We start from the raw sequence: 14,378 nt of genomic DNA, 5'->3' as shown, positions 1-14,378 counted from the left end.
CGTTTTGTCATATTAGAACGCGGCATGTCATCCCCTCACTCCCTGCATGCGATGCAGTTTCGTTTCTCGATCGCCATGCCTTAGCGTCTATTCCCCTCGAGTAACGTCCCCTCTACCGGGACGGTTGGATGGTTTGAGTGAGATGTGCCATGAGCGCAACGTGACTGAACCACTGCAGCGGCTACCGATAGCGACACTTGGAAGTTCGCGCTGCCGGGTTCGATTTAGACCTGTGACGGATTTGTGCCGGTTACCTTGGCGGTCAGAGCTCGCCGTATGATAACGACAAGAGATCAAGCATGTAATAGGGTTGGAGCAGGAGGGGCGCGCGCATCGCGCTGGCAATTGAGTTGCCCCGCGAACCTTGGTGCGTCGGACTTGAGTAAATGAATACCACAGTATCGCCTCAGTCGGATTTGGCAAGCAGGAATGAAAGTCCTCACCGTGACAACCTTTTTTTGGGGGAAGGGGGAGGCTTAAAAGGCCATGTAGATTTAAGATCAGGACTCATTGATTGATCCAGAATAGGATGGTTGCCGTGATGCAGATGGCTGACATGAATGTATGAGCGCATCGATCGTAGCGGACATGGTTGCGTCGCCAGTCCTCAAGCTTGCCGAGCTTAATCTCGATCTTGTGGCGCTGGCGATATAGCATAGCGCCGTGCGGGATAGCGACCTTCCGGTTCTTCTTTGTCAGGAGGCAGGCCGCGATGTTGCGTTCTGCGAGCGCCTTGCGGAACCAGTCGGCGTCATAGCCTCGATCGCCGAGCAGGGCTTTGGCACGGGGCAAAGCGTCGAGCATCAGGGCGGACTCCCATGTAGGCGCTCATCTGCCCCTCGCTCAGCAGCATGACCAGCGGTCTACCCTTGCCGTCGCACATGGCGTGGAGCTTCGAGTTCAGGCCGCCTTTGTTGCGTCCGATACGTCTGTGAACAGACCCTTCTTAATAAGGCTGGAGGCTGTCCGGTATGCCTGTAGATGCGTCGCATCAATCATCAACTGGTCTGGCTTGCCGCCTTGCGCCTAAACGGCGGAGAAAATCTTGAACACCCCGAGCCGGCTCCACCAGACGAAAAGATTGTAAATCGCCTTGGGCGGACCGTAGTCGGCGGGCGCATCGCGCCACCGCAAGCCGCTGCTGATGACAAAGATGATACCGCTGATGATCCGACGATCATCCACCCGCGGCACGCCATGAGACAGCGGAAAATATGGTTCGATTCGGCGCGTCTGCACCTCCGACAGCAAGATCAGATCAATCATGACGACGTCTCCTCACGCCGCCATTCAATCAGCCAATCGACTGCTGAGCAACAGATTTAATAGGTCCTGCCCCGAGAGATCTTGGTAAGCCAAAGGCCGGGCAGTTGGCTCTTGTGCATAGCTGGCGGCAACGATAGTCTGTAGAACTGCGCCGCGGTGTCATACTGTTGGGTGACTGTGATTGTCGATTCCTGTGTGCCCGACCAAACGGTCTTCGGTAGGGGGCGAATAAGATAGCACTGGCTCATATCCGGGGACAAGCAAGGATATCCAGCATTGGTGAACGCCGTCGTCGTCCGCGTTGGCGTGACGCAGGTAAATATGGTTCGATCAAAATACCATGCGGTGCCGGAAAGATCGCTTACATAGCGAATCTGCACCTGGCTGTGACGCGCTCGCATGATCGGATTCTCCATTCCAAGGTCGTTGTTGTAACCTCTCGGAATCACATCAGAACTATGTCTTCCATTGTCACACCAACGTTCGGGCGAAAGGTTTCAGGTTAACTGTGCGGCCAGGAGCGGATTAGCAGCTTTGGGGGGCTTTGGCAGGTTCTCAACATTTTTTGGCCGAAAGAGCCAATGCCGAGCGACAAAAATATTATAGCATGAATCGAGAGCCCATAGCGGTAATCGCTTTAATTCGATGCAGCACCACTGTTGCGGATCAATTCATGTAAAAATACTTAATGTACTAAAAAAATGTAAAATAATCAGGTTCTTAGGGGATGGATGAGATGAAGCAGCACGCCAGACATGTATTTTTTTCTAGCGGGGCGATCATCGGGTTGGGAGCTATATCTTGCCCGGTGCACGCGCAGGTGCAGGCAGGGAGAGAGCCGCAGGCTCAGGTAGCACAATCAAGCCTTCAGGATATCGTCGTAACGGCCCGGAAACGATCTGAGAGCGCCCAAACTGTTCCGGTATCAATTACGGCCGTCGGTGCAGAACAGCTGAAGGCGCGCTCGGTTAACACCATCAGTGACCTGCAGGCTTTAGCGCCCGGTCTTTACCTTCAGCAGGGCTTCGACGATCCACAGTCGCTAGCCCTTACGTTGCGAGGTCGTAAGCAAAACGACAATACCCTGTTGGCCGACCCTTCCGTGGGCTTGTACGTCGATGGGCTCTACATCCCACGCCAGTTCGGTCTCGGTGCTTCCTTGGTCGATATCAGCCGCGTCGAAGTGCTAAGAGGGCCGGCAGGTACTTTGTACGGCCGCAATACAACTGGAGGAGCGATCAGCATTTTGACGACTGATCCTGCTGATGAATTGTCGGGATCCGTTGATCTAACCTTCGCCAACAATGCGACCGCTAGCGCCGTCGGCATTCTCAACGTACCGATCAATGACGACGTAGCTGCTCGGTTTGTTATCCAGCGCGGCATCAGCGACGGATTTGGACGTGACAGTGTCGGTCACCAATTCCTGTCGCAGGACAGCCAATATTACCGCGGAAAGCTCCGCGCCCGTCTTGGCAATTCATGGACAATTCTGGTCGCTGGGCATTACGAGAAAAGCGATGCCGGGGGCGGTGCCACAAGGATAATCGGCCTGACGCCGGCTGGCTTCGGTGATCCGTCAAATCCCGAGGGCGGCCTGCTAACGCAGGTGACCCAAGCCGCGTTAGGGGGGACCGAGGGGCAGGCCGTGGCCTATCTGCGGAATGCGATCGCGCAATCCCAGCGTAATTTCTACACCAACGGTGCTGTGGATAAAGGGTTGTCACAGATCCGACGGGCGGACGCCAATATTACGATCAGTGGCGAGATCGGGGCCGGAGTCCAACTCCGTTCAATATCTGGCTATCAATGGTTGAAGTATCGCGCTGCTTTGCCATCGGTGCTTCCTGTCGTTACCGTAATTCCAACTAATGGCCGGAAGGAAGACAGATATTATAGTCAGGAATTCCAAATTCTTGGTGAACAGTCCCAATTTAATTGGATCGTCGGATTCTATGGTGGTCTTGAAAAGGGCCGGGATTACACCGAATTCAATTTCCTGGGTTTGGGCCTGACGTCCAATTATAATCAGGTTCAGAACAGGAGCCTTGCAGCCTTCGCCCAGGCGACGTGGGAGTTTTTGCCCGATTGGCATGTGACCGCCGGCGGCCGCTACTCGATCGACCGGCGGCGAAATGATGCCACTGACCTTGCTGGCGACACCTGCGTCGTACCTGCGCCTGGCGTGGATTCTACGGCGACTGGTCCAGCGCAATGCCCTCGGAGGTTTCAGACAACGTTCAAAAAGCCGTCATGGCTGATATCCCTCGACCATAGCCTGAATGCTGATGTCCTGATCTATGCCAAGGCTGCACAGGGTTATCGCAGCGGTGGCCAGCAAGCCAGCGGATCGGTTCTTGCGGACTCCTTTATTCCGTTCAAACCGGAAACGAATGTGGAATTTGAGGCAGGCATCAAATCCTATTTCTTCGATCGCAAGCTTCGCCTGAATGTCGACGCCTATCGGGATAAATATTCCGATCTACAGGTAACAACGCAGTTTCAAACCGCCACGGGGGACTATGGGTCGCGTGCGACAAACGCTGCTTCCGCGGTTATTTGGGGCTTGGAGGCGGAAAGCGACCTTCTTGTTGCTTCGGGTCTGACATTGCGCGGTTCGACAGCATACACCAATGCCCAATACAAAAAATTCGTTGATCTCGCCGGCGATCGCTCCGGTGAACCCTTTCCCGTACCGAAATGGACCTGGGCGCTAGGCGCGCGATATGTCCACACGGCAAGTTTTGGTACGGCTGCCATAAACGTGGACTATAACTGGCAGAGCAAGGTCGTCCTTGATCCGACCGCAGTACTGCGCAGCCAAGTTACGCAGCGCGGGTTCGGCTTGTTGAGTGGGCGCATCAATCTCCATCTCGATGGCGCAGGGTTGGATGTGGCATTGTTTGGAAAGAACCTGACCGCAAAGAAATATTATGACCAGGCATTCTCTCTCGAATTTGGTGGTTTCAATTTAGGTTTTCCCGGTGGTGTTCGCACGTTCGGGATAGAAATCATTAAGAAGTTTGGGTCAAAGGAGTAGAAATTACTAGCAGATATTTGCCAAAGCATGTACAAATGGCCGTCGACATAGCGAAACCTGTGACGTTGCAGATGTATTTTCGGCATTTTCAATTCGAGGTTGAGCTTTGACTAGGGCGCTTTCTGGCTGATACGGCTCCCCCTGATCGGTCGGAAAGCGCTCTATCGCGGCGGGGGAGAATATCTCGTCATATCGTCGGGAAGCTCTTTGCGGGAATTTTGGGGTTCCTTGTTCCGGCGCTTGCGAACCCTTCGTTGGTCCCGTCGATCGGCGCATGTCGAAGATATGCCAGTGGAAGGCTGACGGAGAGTTTTGGCAAAGGACCAAGGGTGGGTGAGGCGTCGGGTTACCAAAATCGGCAATCGGATGATCGGCTTCCTTATGCTCACAATCGTGGCGAACGGCCTTGCAAACGGATCGTCGCCATCCACCTCAAACGCGCATATTCTTGAACTTTGGAAACTTGTGAGAACACCCCGCAATTGATCCATAGGCTCGCTTCTAACCCGCTCTAGTTATTAAATTCACAGTTCGTTTGTGGAGCGAAGTCCCATGGAAAGGGACATTGCGGTGCTGGTTGGGGCAATTATGATAGCGAGGCTGGATAGATCTGGATTTAGGAAATCAGCAGTGCTTGTAACAACGGTTGAGTATAAGGATGACGAGGGCGCCGCGCTCCAAGGCTGGCTCTACGTCCCGGACGGTCACGTCGCGGCGTTGCCGGGAGTCCTGGTGGTTCCTGAAGCGCCAGGCTGCGGACCGATGCCAGCGCGACGGGCGCGGATGCTCGCGGAGATGGGCTATGCCGCTTTTGTGATGGATATCTACGGCGATGGCTTGTTCGTTGGCTATACGCCTGAAGCTGAAGCTCTTGCCAATGATATGATTGCGAATCCCGCATTGCTGCTTCGTCGCGTCGAGGCTGGGCTGAGAACGATGAAAACACTCCCTTCAGTGGACGCGAACCGCGTCGCCGCTGTCGGTTATTGTCTGGGCGGCATGGGGGTTCTCAACCTTGTGCGTAGCGGTGTCAAGCTAAAGGCTGCAGTCGCTTTTCACGGTCTTTTGGCGCCGTTTGTCTCCGACACGGCCGAGCCAATTTCGACGCCAATTTTGCTTTGCACAGGAACCGAAGATCCATTTGTGCCGCTAGCCGATGTCGTGAGATTTTGCGATGAGATGACCGCAGCACGAGCAGATTACCGCGTTGTCATGTACGGTGGTGCAGGACATGCCTTCACAAGCTTCGAAATAACCCCTGGGCTTGTGCCCGTTGCATCAGGTAAGTTCGGTTACGACGAAGCGGCCGACAACGAGGCCTGGGCGCAAATGTCGCGCATGCTCGACCAGTTCGTTTAAGCGAGACGTACCAAGATTTGGAATTGAGCCTTAGTTCGGCCGAATGCCGCAGGCGGCGATGCCGTGCGAAGCTGATGCATTTGCATCGGAGTATCATTTGCCGTCTGTGTCACCGATCTGGACAATTTCGATGTGCCATTATACGACTGGAACGTGTCGTAGAAGCATGTATGGCTTAGCTAAATCTTGCTGAGCGCCTAATAGTCTCGGCGTCGGCGGGATTACGCGAAGCCAGGTTAGCGCAGGCGGCGATGTGGCGCTTGCAGCAGCGCCTTAAGTTTGAGGGCGTAAACGGCCTGCTAAAGACACGCGCTTTCGCGTATAGCATCCTCTTGGTACAAACGTGGCCGAGCGCGTGGCGCGCCTTACACTTGACGTTTCGCCGCGCAAGGCAACGCTATCGACAGCGGGCGCGACGTAGCGTGCGGGCACAGATCACCGCAGCGTACTTCGCAGCATCCACAAGCGCGCATGGGCTTGCGCCGGGCAACTGCCGACCGATCCGGGCTTTGTCGCAATGTTCAAAGTTGTGTATGGCTCGTAAGCGGGGCCTGAGGCTTTCAATTACCCACAAATGTTGCGGCTGACGTTAGAGCGGATTTCGACCGTTATGAATCGGCAAGGGTTTCCAAGAGCGTGATTTTCTGATTCAGAATCCCTGTTGGTGGAGGAGGCCAGCATAGATGGGTCAGCCTTTGTCTATGGATTTGCGCTCGCGGCTTCTGGCGGCGATTGACGGGGGTTTGAGCTGCCGTGCGGCGGCTGCGCGGTTTGGCGTTGCGCCATCGACGGCGATCCGATGGCAGGCACAATGGCGCGAGACGGGCAATTATAGCCCCAAGCCTCAGGGCGGTGACATGCGGTCACGCATGATCGAGACGCGGGGGCAGGACATCCTCGCCCTTTGGGAGGGCCGCAAGGACATCACGCTGGAGGAGCTACGCGTAGGTTTGGCCGAGATTGGCCTGAGCGTGTCTGTGGCCGGACTTCACCGCTTCTTCGTGCGCCGCGGCATGACGCGCAAAAAAAGACTGCTCATGCAATTGAGCAGGACCGGCCCGACGTCCTGAAACAACGGCACGACTAGTTCGATAGTCAGATCGATCTGGAGCCGGAACGCCTCGTGGTCGCGCCAATGGTGCTCGATGGCCCGATCAACGGCGACTGGTTCGAAGCCTATGTCACCCACGTGCTCGTACCCGTTTTGCAGCCCGGTGATGTCGTGATCATGGATAACCTGTCGAGCCACAAGCGCGCCTCAGTGCGTGAACTGATTGAAGCGGCGGGCGCGACGCTGCGGTTTTTGCCGCCATACAGCCCGGACTTCAATCCGATCGAAAAAGCCTTTTCAAAACTCAAAGCCTTGCTGCGAAAGGCGGAAGAAAGAACCGTCAGCGGACTGTGGGGCCTGATCGGCAAACTCGTCGATATCTTCCAGCCAATGGAATGTGCCAACTACTTCAGTTCGTGCGGATATGATCTGGAATGATCGAAAAACGCTCTAGCACCGATTTTGATGTCCATCAGGCGAGACCATCCTCTCCAGATGACGATGTTGCCAGGCGGCGGATCATGGGCTCGCGCAAGATAGCCTCCGAGCCGGGCGATTTGGGTTAGATAGTCGGAAAGGGTTCTGCCTGACGGTTCATTCTTTCGGGAAGCTGCGAGGCGGTCGATCAGGGTAATTTCGACATCGGTCAGGATCAGCCGAGGCGATGCGTCAGGAGCAGCGCGATTGATCATGGTCATCCAAAACAGGCGCCATGACAGAATGCAGAATATGGCGATCAGATTGGCGAGGCGTTCGGCGGTCCGCAGCCGCGCATCTTCGGCTCGGCAGCCAGATTTGAGTATCTTGTGGAAGAGTTCGATCTTCCAACGCTGAGCATACCAGTCGAGCTTTTCGATGGCTTCGTCAGGCGTCGTTACCGGCAGATCGGTGATGAGCCGCCAGTCGATTGGGGGGCGCCCTTCAGGCGTTCCACTCTCACGGGCATGCAAGATGGTCAGGCTGAGGGAAGGATAGCGCTTTTGCTTTCCGATCGGCGGCAAAACTTGGATGCGCCTATAGCGCAGTTCGATGTCGGCATGATCGTCTTTGCCAATGGTGATCCGATGCGTGCCTTGCACGGTGGTTTCGCTCATTTCGTCGGCGATCGTATGGCCACCGTCGCCAGCCAGACGATCGACACAGGTGCGGACCAAGAAATGCGTGCCGAGCATCTGTGTTTCGCAGAAAAACTCGTAAATGTCGTTCTCCCGATCGCCAATATGAACCAGTCGCTCTGGATCGCCCAGCAGGGTGGTCGATTGACGCATATTCTCGAGCCAGCGGTAGCTCTCCTTCTCCTCGATCGGTACGCGCGTGGGATTGATCCGCCGCTTCAACGCGTTGGCACCCTTGAACTTGGTACGGGTCCAGAATTTCGCCGCTGTCAGACCCAGTGGCAATCCCTCAGTCGTGATCGCAAGGCTGGAGTGCATGAGCAGGCCGCAGACCGTATGAAGCCGAAGCCGACCATTCTCATCACGCCGGCTCGGCGCAAGCCCGATGGCGCCAATCGTTTCAGGATTGCGCCTTTGATAGGAGAATTCGGTGGTGTCCTGTAAAACTAGGATGAACCCCTCAAGCGCCGTCGCTCGTGCCCGTGTCGCCTGGAAATGCCCGGCAAGTATGTCTCCCTCGTTTACCGAGCCATTAGACAAAAAACGGTAGGCCGCCTTGGTATTGGCCCAGTCTTGGCACGCCATCGGTATCGGTGCGCCAATCGCTCCTGACATCTGCTTAAGCATCGTTCGAAGCCGTTCGCCCAATCGCTTATCACGAAAGGCGGCGGGATCGACTTCCCCGTCAGCCCATCCTGCCGCATCGAAAACGGACGTCTCCACGTTGCACCCCGCCAACCGCTTCAGGTGCCAGGGAATGAATCATGCTTGATTCCAGGCGAGCAATGCTCATGCGGCCAACGGAATCACGCTCGCGACCACTTGTGGGTAATTGAAAGCTCCAGGCCCCGCTTACTATGGCTCTCCGTCGATCCGCTGGAGCACGATTATCATTCCCGTGGACGTGCAGTGTCAGTTTCAGGTTTGATCGCACGTGGCGGAGCTTTTTGATGAAGACGGGTCGCACCGAAGATTTGCTCAAACGCCAAAAAGGAGTGTGCAGAGGCACGATGAGAGCTACTCAGCGCTTAAAGGTGGTGCGTGGCTCGCGTCATCAATATGCCCAGCGCGATCCTCCTTTTACCGGCAAAGCTGTCGGTGTCCCTCCATATAGGGACATAGCAGTGGGCTTCGATAGTGTAGAGATACACCGATTCTGGCGCAATCATGCGGCGCGCTAGTGATGGCGCGGATTTTCGACGATATTAAAGCGCGCCCACGTATGAAGAACAATTTGAATTTAACTGGCGTGAGGAAAATGATGGCACCCGTTACAGAAATGCTCGCTCGATCGGACCTAACTCCTTCCGCAGCAGAACTGGTCGAAGAGTTCAAGGCCAAGCATCAGTTTCTCTGTGATATGGCGAGAACCAACGAGCAAATGGGACGATTGCACGAGGATGTCGTAAGTTTGCTGCGCGACTTTAAGGTGCATCTGATGCTCGTCCCCAAGGAATTGGGGGGGCTGGGTTTCAGTTCTGTTGAAGCGATCTCCGTTATAGAGCAGATCGCCTATTCCGATCCGGCTGCTGGTTGGGTCTCGATGGTTTTCACCGTGGGAACGGGAATGTCATCGGGGCTCATTCCAGATTCTGGCGCCAACAAAATTTTTGGTTCCGGCGGGGGCAATGTCGTATGTGGTTCCGGTGCCCCTATGGGTCGCGCCACAAAAGTTCCGGGTGGATACAAAGTTTCGGGGAAATGGCCCTTTGGCAGCGGCATTCAGCACGCGGATTGGCATCATAGCGGCGCTCTTCTTTACGAAGGGGATAAGCCGAAGCTGGATGAAAAGGGTCATCCGCAAGTCATGGTCATTAACGGCCAGACGAAAAATCTCACGTTTCATGGAAACTGGGATGTGCTCGGGCTGCGTGCGACGGGGAGTGTCGATTATTCCACCGAAGACGAGTTCATCCCCGACGATCTCGTTTTCTTGTTCGATGGGGCCAAGCCATATCGGATGGCATCCTTTTTCCAACTCGGCGTTACCGGCATAGCGGCGATCGGTCATTCTGGCTGGGCAGCGGGCGTCGGGCGAAGGGTGATGGATGAACTGGCCCGGTACGCGCGGGAGAAGAAGACGCCGGCGTCAAAAACCAGCACAGGCGCTTTAGCTTCGAGCGAAAGCTTCTGGATGGACTATGGCAAAATGGACGGCCGCGTTCGGTCGGCACGCAGCTTCCTGACGGAGGCTTGGCGTACTATCGATGAGCGTGCCTCAGCTGACGAAACGATAACCACGCGTGATCTTACCCTTGCCCGCCTTGCTTTATGGACAATAACGGATGTCGCTGCAGATGCGGCTGATTTGGCCTACCGCACTGCGGGAAGTGCATCTTTGCGTGATGGGGTGCTCCAGAAGCTGTTCCGAGACATATATACAGGTAAGAACCACATCACCGTCTCTCCGGGCATACTGCGCGAATGTGGGCGCGAACTTGCTGGCTTGGCACCAGGGGAGGTTTGGGCGTTTTACGAACTAGCCAAGCCAGCTAGCAGCGAGGACGCCGCTTAGTCCGTCCCTGTTCAAATCATTTTACGGTGTCGCGATGTTAAGCTTTGATGCCAGATGTTTTACGTGAGCAATAATATCAATATGATATTTGATGAAGTATATCTCGTAGGAATGGTCCAGTGCTCGTAAAGTCTGAAGAAGATCTAACCGTCGATGCATTACGGAAAGAGGATATTCGCCAAAGCTTCTTGCAAGCGATGCGCCTTCATACATCGACGGTGGCGATCATCACGAAGGCGCATGAGGGTTCAGCGTTGGGAATGACTGCTACTGCAATATGTTCGCTTTCAGCTGATCCGCCAGCGATTCTGACCTGCATAAACCTTAATGCGACGATATGTCGTTGGCTGACAATTGGTGCAAAACTGTGCATAAATTTGTTAACCGAGGAGCATAGCGTAGTTGCTCAAGGTTTTGCTGGCAAGCTTCCAGCTCATGAAAGGTTCCAATCCGGGCATTGGAGCTACAATGATGAAGGGGTGCCGTATCTTCAGGATTTGTTGAGTAGTATATTCTGCAGGGTCGATTCTCGGATTGAATACAATACGCACGCTATCCTGGCCTGTCTTGTCGAAGGCACATTTAATTCAAAATCACGCTCACCATTGTTGTATAGCGAGGGAATATTCCGTACAGTCGGCGGTGCAGCCTAGATCCCTGATCAGATGGATCGAACAGGTTTGGTTTTTTGCATAACCTCAGGTGAACCTATCAAGCATCTGACCAAAGTTCGCAGGTTATACCAGTGATTGCTATTCAGCCTTCTCCAAATAGTCGATTATTTGATCCAATGGCCGTTGTTTTTGCTGTAATTATCATAGTAAAAATTTTAAACAGCCGCCGCAAAATAGTCGTCGGGGACTTGTCTTGACCATAGCCATCACTTCAACGGTTCCGCCGGCAGAGAGCCGACTTTCTGAATGGTATTTCGGCGCCCACTTGCTTGATTCGTTCGCGGCGCATGTGCCGATTGGGCTTAACTGTGGCATTCGCGAAATGGCTGAGGCAGTTCTGGGCCGTCCAGAGTTTTGGGTGCAGGGTCTGCTTTTTGTTCGCGACGGGGTGGTTCGGTTTCTTGGCCTGCAGACAATCGGGGACTTGCGCGAAGCGAACCCCGTCGGTGATCGCATCGACTTCTTCCCTATCCTCTCCGCACACAGTACCGAAATCATCGTCGGCGAGGACGACAAGCATTTAGACTTTCGCATTTCTGTGCTTGAAATTAAAATGCCGGATGGTGGACGACAGCTTGTCATAACCACAGCCGTTCGATGTCATAACCGTCTTGGTCACGCCTATCTTGCAGTGATTAGACCATTTCACCGCTTGATAATCCATTCGAGACTGAGGCGGGCCGTAAAAAGTGCTTTTGCTGTCGCTTCATCCCCCCGATGGACATAGAGCAGAATCCGATCACTCTGGTTCATATCCGGTGGCGGTGAAATAGTTTGCGCATTCTTCGGGAGTGAAGCGGGGCAAAGTGTCGCGGATAGCATCCATAGCTGGACACCCGCAAGAACCGGCGTTTTGATGCTGCCGTGTAACCGTGGCGCCGAGACCGCCTTGCGCGGTTGTGGAATGAAGGGCTGATTGCCGCTCGGATAGGGAGCGGCGATGGATAACGAGATCGAAGGTGGACCAGCGAGCAGTCATATGAGTGCTCATACGAGCGGTCGTATGAGCACTCGGATTGAGGTCGTTGCAGGTCGGCGCCGCTGGACAGTGGAGCAGAAGCTGTCGATCCTGCGCGATGCCTTTGGCCCCGAGGGTTCGGTTGGCGACGCCTGCAAGCGACACGCGATCGGTAGCGGTTCGATCTACACCTGGCGGCGGCAGGCAATGTCGGGTGAGCTTGGCGGTGCCAGACCAGCAGCATTGCCCACTTTCGCGGAGGTCGAGCTCTCAGCACCGGTTCCGGCACTGTCGGCGCCCGGCAGTCCTATCGGGATCGAACTGCCCTCGGGCGTGAAGCTGACCGTGGACGCCGGTGTCGATGCCGAGGCCCTGGCACGGGTCGTTGCCGTTCTCACGCGATGATCCCACTGCCGCCTTCCACCCGGATCTATCTGGCCTGCGGCGCGACCGACATGCGCAAGGGTTTTGACGGTCTGGCAGTGCTAGCCCAGCAGGTGCTGGAACAGAGCCCGCATTCTGGTGCGCTATTTGCCTTCCGGGGCAAGCGTGGCGATCTGGTGAAGCTGCTCTGGTATGATGGCCAGGGCCTATGCCTGTTTTCCAAGCGGATGGACCGTGGCCGGTTCGTCTGGCCAGTGACGAAGACGGGCAAGGTCGGCCTGACCTCGGCGCAGCTTTCGATGCTGCTTGAAGGCATAGACTGGAGACGCCCGGAACGGACAGCCGCGCCGCTGCTGGCGGGCTAAAAAGTACGGATTCCTGTGGGTTTATCTGGCATCGGCGGTGCCGCTTTGATACTATTCCAGGGTGTCGGATCGAGGCTCTTCCCCCGTCGATAAGGACGCCCGCATCGCCGAGCTGGAGGCAGCTCTGGCGGCCCGCGACACGCTGATCGATACCTTGCGCTTCCAACTGGCCCAGCTCCGGCGGCTCACCTTTGGCCAGTCTTCGGAGAAGCTGTCCCTCCAGATCGAACAGCTCGAACTCACCCTTGAGGAGTTGGAAGGCGAAGCTGAGCTTGCCGATATCCGCAAGGTCCGGGCGGACCAGAGGGAGCGACCGGCGCCGGTCCGCGCCTTGCCGGCGCATCTGCCGCGGGCCGAACGCCGGATCGAGCCGGAAGCAAGCACCTGCACCTGTCCTTCCTGCGGAGGCGCCCTGCGTCCGCTCGGGCAGGACAGCGACGAGATGCTCGATGTCGCGCCGGTGCAATGGCGCGTCATCCGCACCGTCCGGCCTAAATATAGCTGCCGATCCTGCGAGCAGATCGTGCAAGCCCCGGCGCCCGTAAAGGCGATTGCCCGGGGCAAGGCCAGCTTCGCCACACTCGCCCATGTCGTCGTCGCCAAGTTCGATCATCATCTCCCCCTCTATCGCCAGGCCGAGATGATGGCGGCACAGGGCCTCGGTATCGACCGATCGACGCTGGCAGGCTGGGCAGCACAGGCCGCACATCTGCTTGACCCGATCGTCAGTCGCATCCGGGAAGAAGGGATCAAGGCCGGCAAGATCCATGTCGATGACACGCCCGTGCCGATGCTGATGCCCGGCAAGGGCAAGACGGTGCAGGCGAGGCTCTGGGCCTATGTCGTCGATGATCGTGCTGCTGGCGCATCCACGCCCGCGCTGGCCTGGTATCGCTTCACCCCTGATCGCAGCGGCGTGCACCCGCAAAGCGAGCTCAAGGACTTTACCGGGCTGCTACAGGCTGATGCCTATGCGGGCTTCGACAAGCTCTACAGGAGCAACCGCATTCAGGAAGTCGCCTGCTGGGCGCATTTCCGGCGCAAGATATTCGAGAACCACGCCACCAGCCCGACGCCGTTGACGAACAACCTGCTGGATCGGATCGCCGCTCTCTACCGGATCGAGGAAGAGATACGCGGGCAGCCGCCTGACCAGCGCCGCCGGCATCGGCAGGACAAAAGCAGGCCTCGGGTGAACGAGTTATGCTCGATCATCGACGATGCGCTGCGCCGCCTGTCCCCCAAGTCCAACATGGCCAAGGCGCTCAGCTATGGCCGCAAGCGCTGGGATGCGCTCACCCGCTACATCGACGAGGGCATTGCCGAGATCGACAACAACATCGCCGAGCGCGCGATCCGTCCCGTGGCGATCGGCCGCAAGAACTGGACCTTTGCCGGATCAAAGGCTGGCGGCGAACGGGCTGCCGCCATCTATTCCGTCATCGAGACCGCCAAGCTCAACGGCATCGAACCGCAGGCTTACATCGCCGATGTCATCGAGAAAATCGCTGGCGACTGGCCCGCTACTCGCTGGGATGAGCTCATGCCGTGGAACTGGCATCTCAGCGAGCAAGACGTCGCCCAAGCCGCATAACTGCGGTGCTCAGGCCCTTTCAATTACCCACAAGTGGTCGCGAGCGTGATTCCGTTG

The 14,378-nt window shown here is 56.2% G+C and carries 9 protein-coding genes and 2 pseudogenes; 9 read left to right on the top strand and 2 right to left on the bottom strand.

Annotation, left to right across the window (positions count from 1 at the left end):
- Positions 1-507: 507 nt before the first annotated feature.
- Positions 508-1,266, bottom strand: a pseudogene (locus U5A89_RS02955) (IS5 family transposase).
- A gap of 727 nt (positions 1,267-1,993) precedes the next feature.
- Here U5A89_RS02955 and U5A89_RS02945 point away from each other — a divergent pair.
- The 3 genes and pseudogenes from U5A89_RS02945 (at position 1,994) to U5A89_RS02935 (ending at position 7,154) form a co-directional block, all read left to right on the top strand.
- Positions 1,994-4,306 carry a TonB-dependent receptor gene (locus U5A89_RS02945; RefSeq protein WP_338159687.1) on the top strand — a complete coding sequence of 771 codons (2,313 nt, stop codon included), beginning with the start codon at positions 1,994-1,996 and terminating at the stop codon, positions 4,304-4,306.
- Between the two features lie 552 nt (positions 4,307-4,858).
- Positions 4,859-5,665, top strand: coding sequence for a dienelactone hydrolase family protein (locus U5A89_RS02940; RefSeq protein WP_338159686.1), 807 nt, complete (start codon positions 4,859-4,861; stop codon positions 5,663-5,665).
- Positions 5,666-6,348: 683 nt separating this feature from the next.
- Positions 6,349-7,154: pseudogene (locus tag U5A89_RS02935) on the top strand (transposase).
- Here U5A89_RS02935 and U5A89_RS02930 read toward each other — a convergent pair.
- Positions 7,121-8,554 (bottom strand): IS4 family transposase, encoded by a 1,434-nt coding sequence (locus U5A89_RS02930; protein ID WP_338159685.1) that lies wholly within the window; start codon positions 8,552-8,554, stop codon positions 7,121-7,123. The pseudogene U5A89_RS02935 and the gene U5A89_RS02930 sit on opposite strands and share 34 nt — an antisense overlap.
- A gap of 460 nt (positions 8,555-9,014) precedes the next feature.
- Between U5A89_RS02930 and U5A89_RS02925 the strand changes: the two genes are divergently transcribed.
- The 6 genes from U5A89_RS02925 (at position 9,015) to tnpC (ending at position 14,321) form a co-directional block, all read left to right on the top strand.
- Positions 9,015-10,346 (top strand): acyl-CoA dehydrogenase family protein, encoded by a 1,332-nt coding sequence (locus U5A89_RS02925; protein WP_338159684.1) that lies wholly within the window; start codon positions 9,015-9,017, stop codon positions 10,344-10,346.
- A 119-nt stretch (positions 10,347-10,465) separates the two neighbouring features.
- Positions 10,466-10,999 (top strand): flavin reductase family protein, encoded by a 534-nt coding sequence (locus tag U5A89_RS02920; protein ID WP_338159683.1) that lies wholly within the window; start codon positions 10,466-10,468, stop codon positions 10,997-10,999.
- A gap of 214 nt (positions 11,000-11,213) precedes the next feature.
- Positions 11,214-11,747: a DUF2867 domain-containing protein gene (locus U5A89_RS02915; RefSeq protein WP_338159682.1), complete on the top strand. Its 534-nt coding sequence runs from the start codon at positions 11,214-11,216 to the stop codon at positions 11,745-11,747.
- Positions 11,748-11,960: 213 nt separating this feature from the next.
- On the top strand, positions 11,961-12,383 hold the full coding sequence (gene tnpA, locus U5A89_RS02910) for an IS66-like element accessory protein TnpA (RefSeq protein WP_338159681.1): 423 nt from the start codon (positions 11,961-11,963) through the stop codon (positions 12,381-12,383).
- Positions 12,380-12,727 carry an IS66 family insertion sequence element accessory protein TnpB gene (gene tnpB, locus U5A89_RS02905; RefSeq protein WP_009824048.1) on the top strand — a complete coding sequence of 116 codons (348 nt, stop codon included), beginning with the start codon at positions 12,380-12,382 and terminating at the stop codon, positions 12,725-12,727. The genes tnpA and tnpB overlap by 4 nt, the downstream gene beginning before the upstream one ends.
- Positions 12,728-12,788: 61 nt before the next feature.
- Entirely contained in the window at positions 12,789-14,321 is a 1,533-nt protein-coding gene (tnpC, locus tag U5A89_RS02900; RefSeq protein WP_338159680.1) for an IS66 family transposase, read from the top strand.
- Positions 14,322-14,378 lie beyond the last annotated feature (57 nt).

It is taken from the genome of Sphingobium sp. HWE2-09, assembly GCF_035989265.1.
Classification (GTDB): Bacteria; Pseudomonadota; Alphaproteobacteria; order Sphingomonadales; family Sphingomonadaceae; genus Sphingobium.
The sequence above is the reverse complement of the archived record's forward strand: the minus strand, read 5'-3'. Positions and strand labels throughout refer to the sequence as shown.

Bases quoted from the DNA above. Each gene is read 5' to 3' on its own strand.
- U5A89_RS02945 (WP_338159687.1), top strand. From the start codon at position 1,994: ATGGATGAGATGAAGCAGCACGCCAGACATGTATTTTTTTCTAGCGGG.
- U5A89_RS02925 (WP_338159684.1), top strand. From the start codon at position 9,015: ATGGCGCGGATTTTCGACGATATTAAAGCGCGCCCACGTATGAAGAAC.
- tnpB (WP_009824048.1), top strand. From the start codon at position 12,380: ATGATCCCACTGCCGCCTTCCACCCGGATCTATCTGGCCTGCGGCGCG.
- tnpA (WP_338159681.1), top strand. From the start codon at position 11,961: ATGGATAACGAGATCGAAGGTGGACCAGCGAGCAGTCATATGAGTGCT.
- U5A89_RS02940 (WP_338159686.1), top strand. From the start codon at position 4,859: ATGGAAAGGGACATTGCGGTGCTGGTTGGGGCAATTATGATAGCGAGG.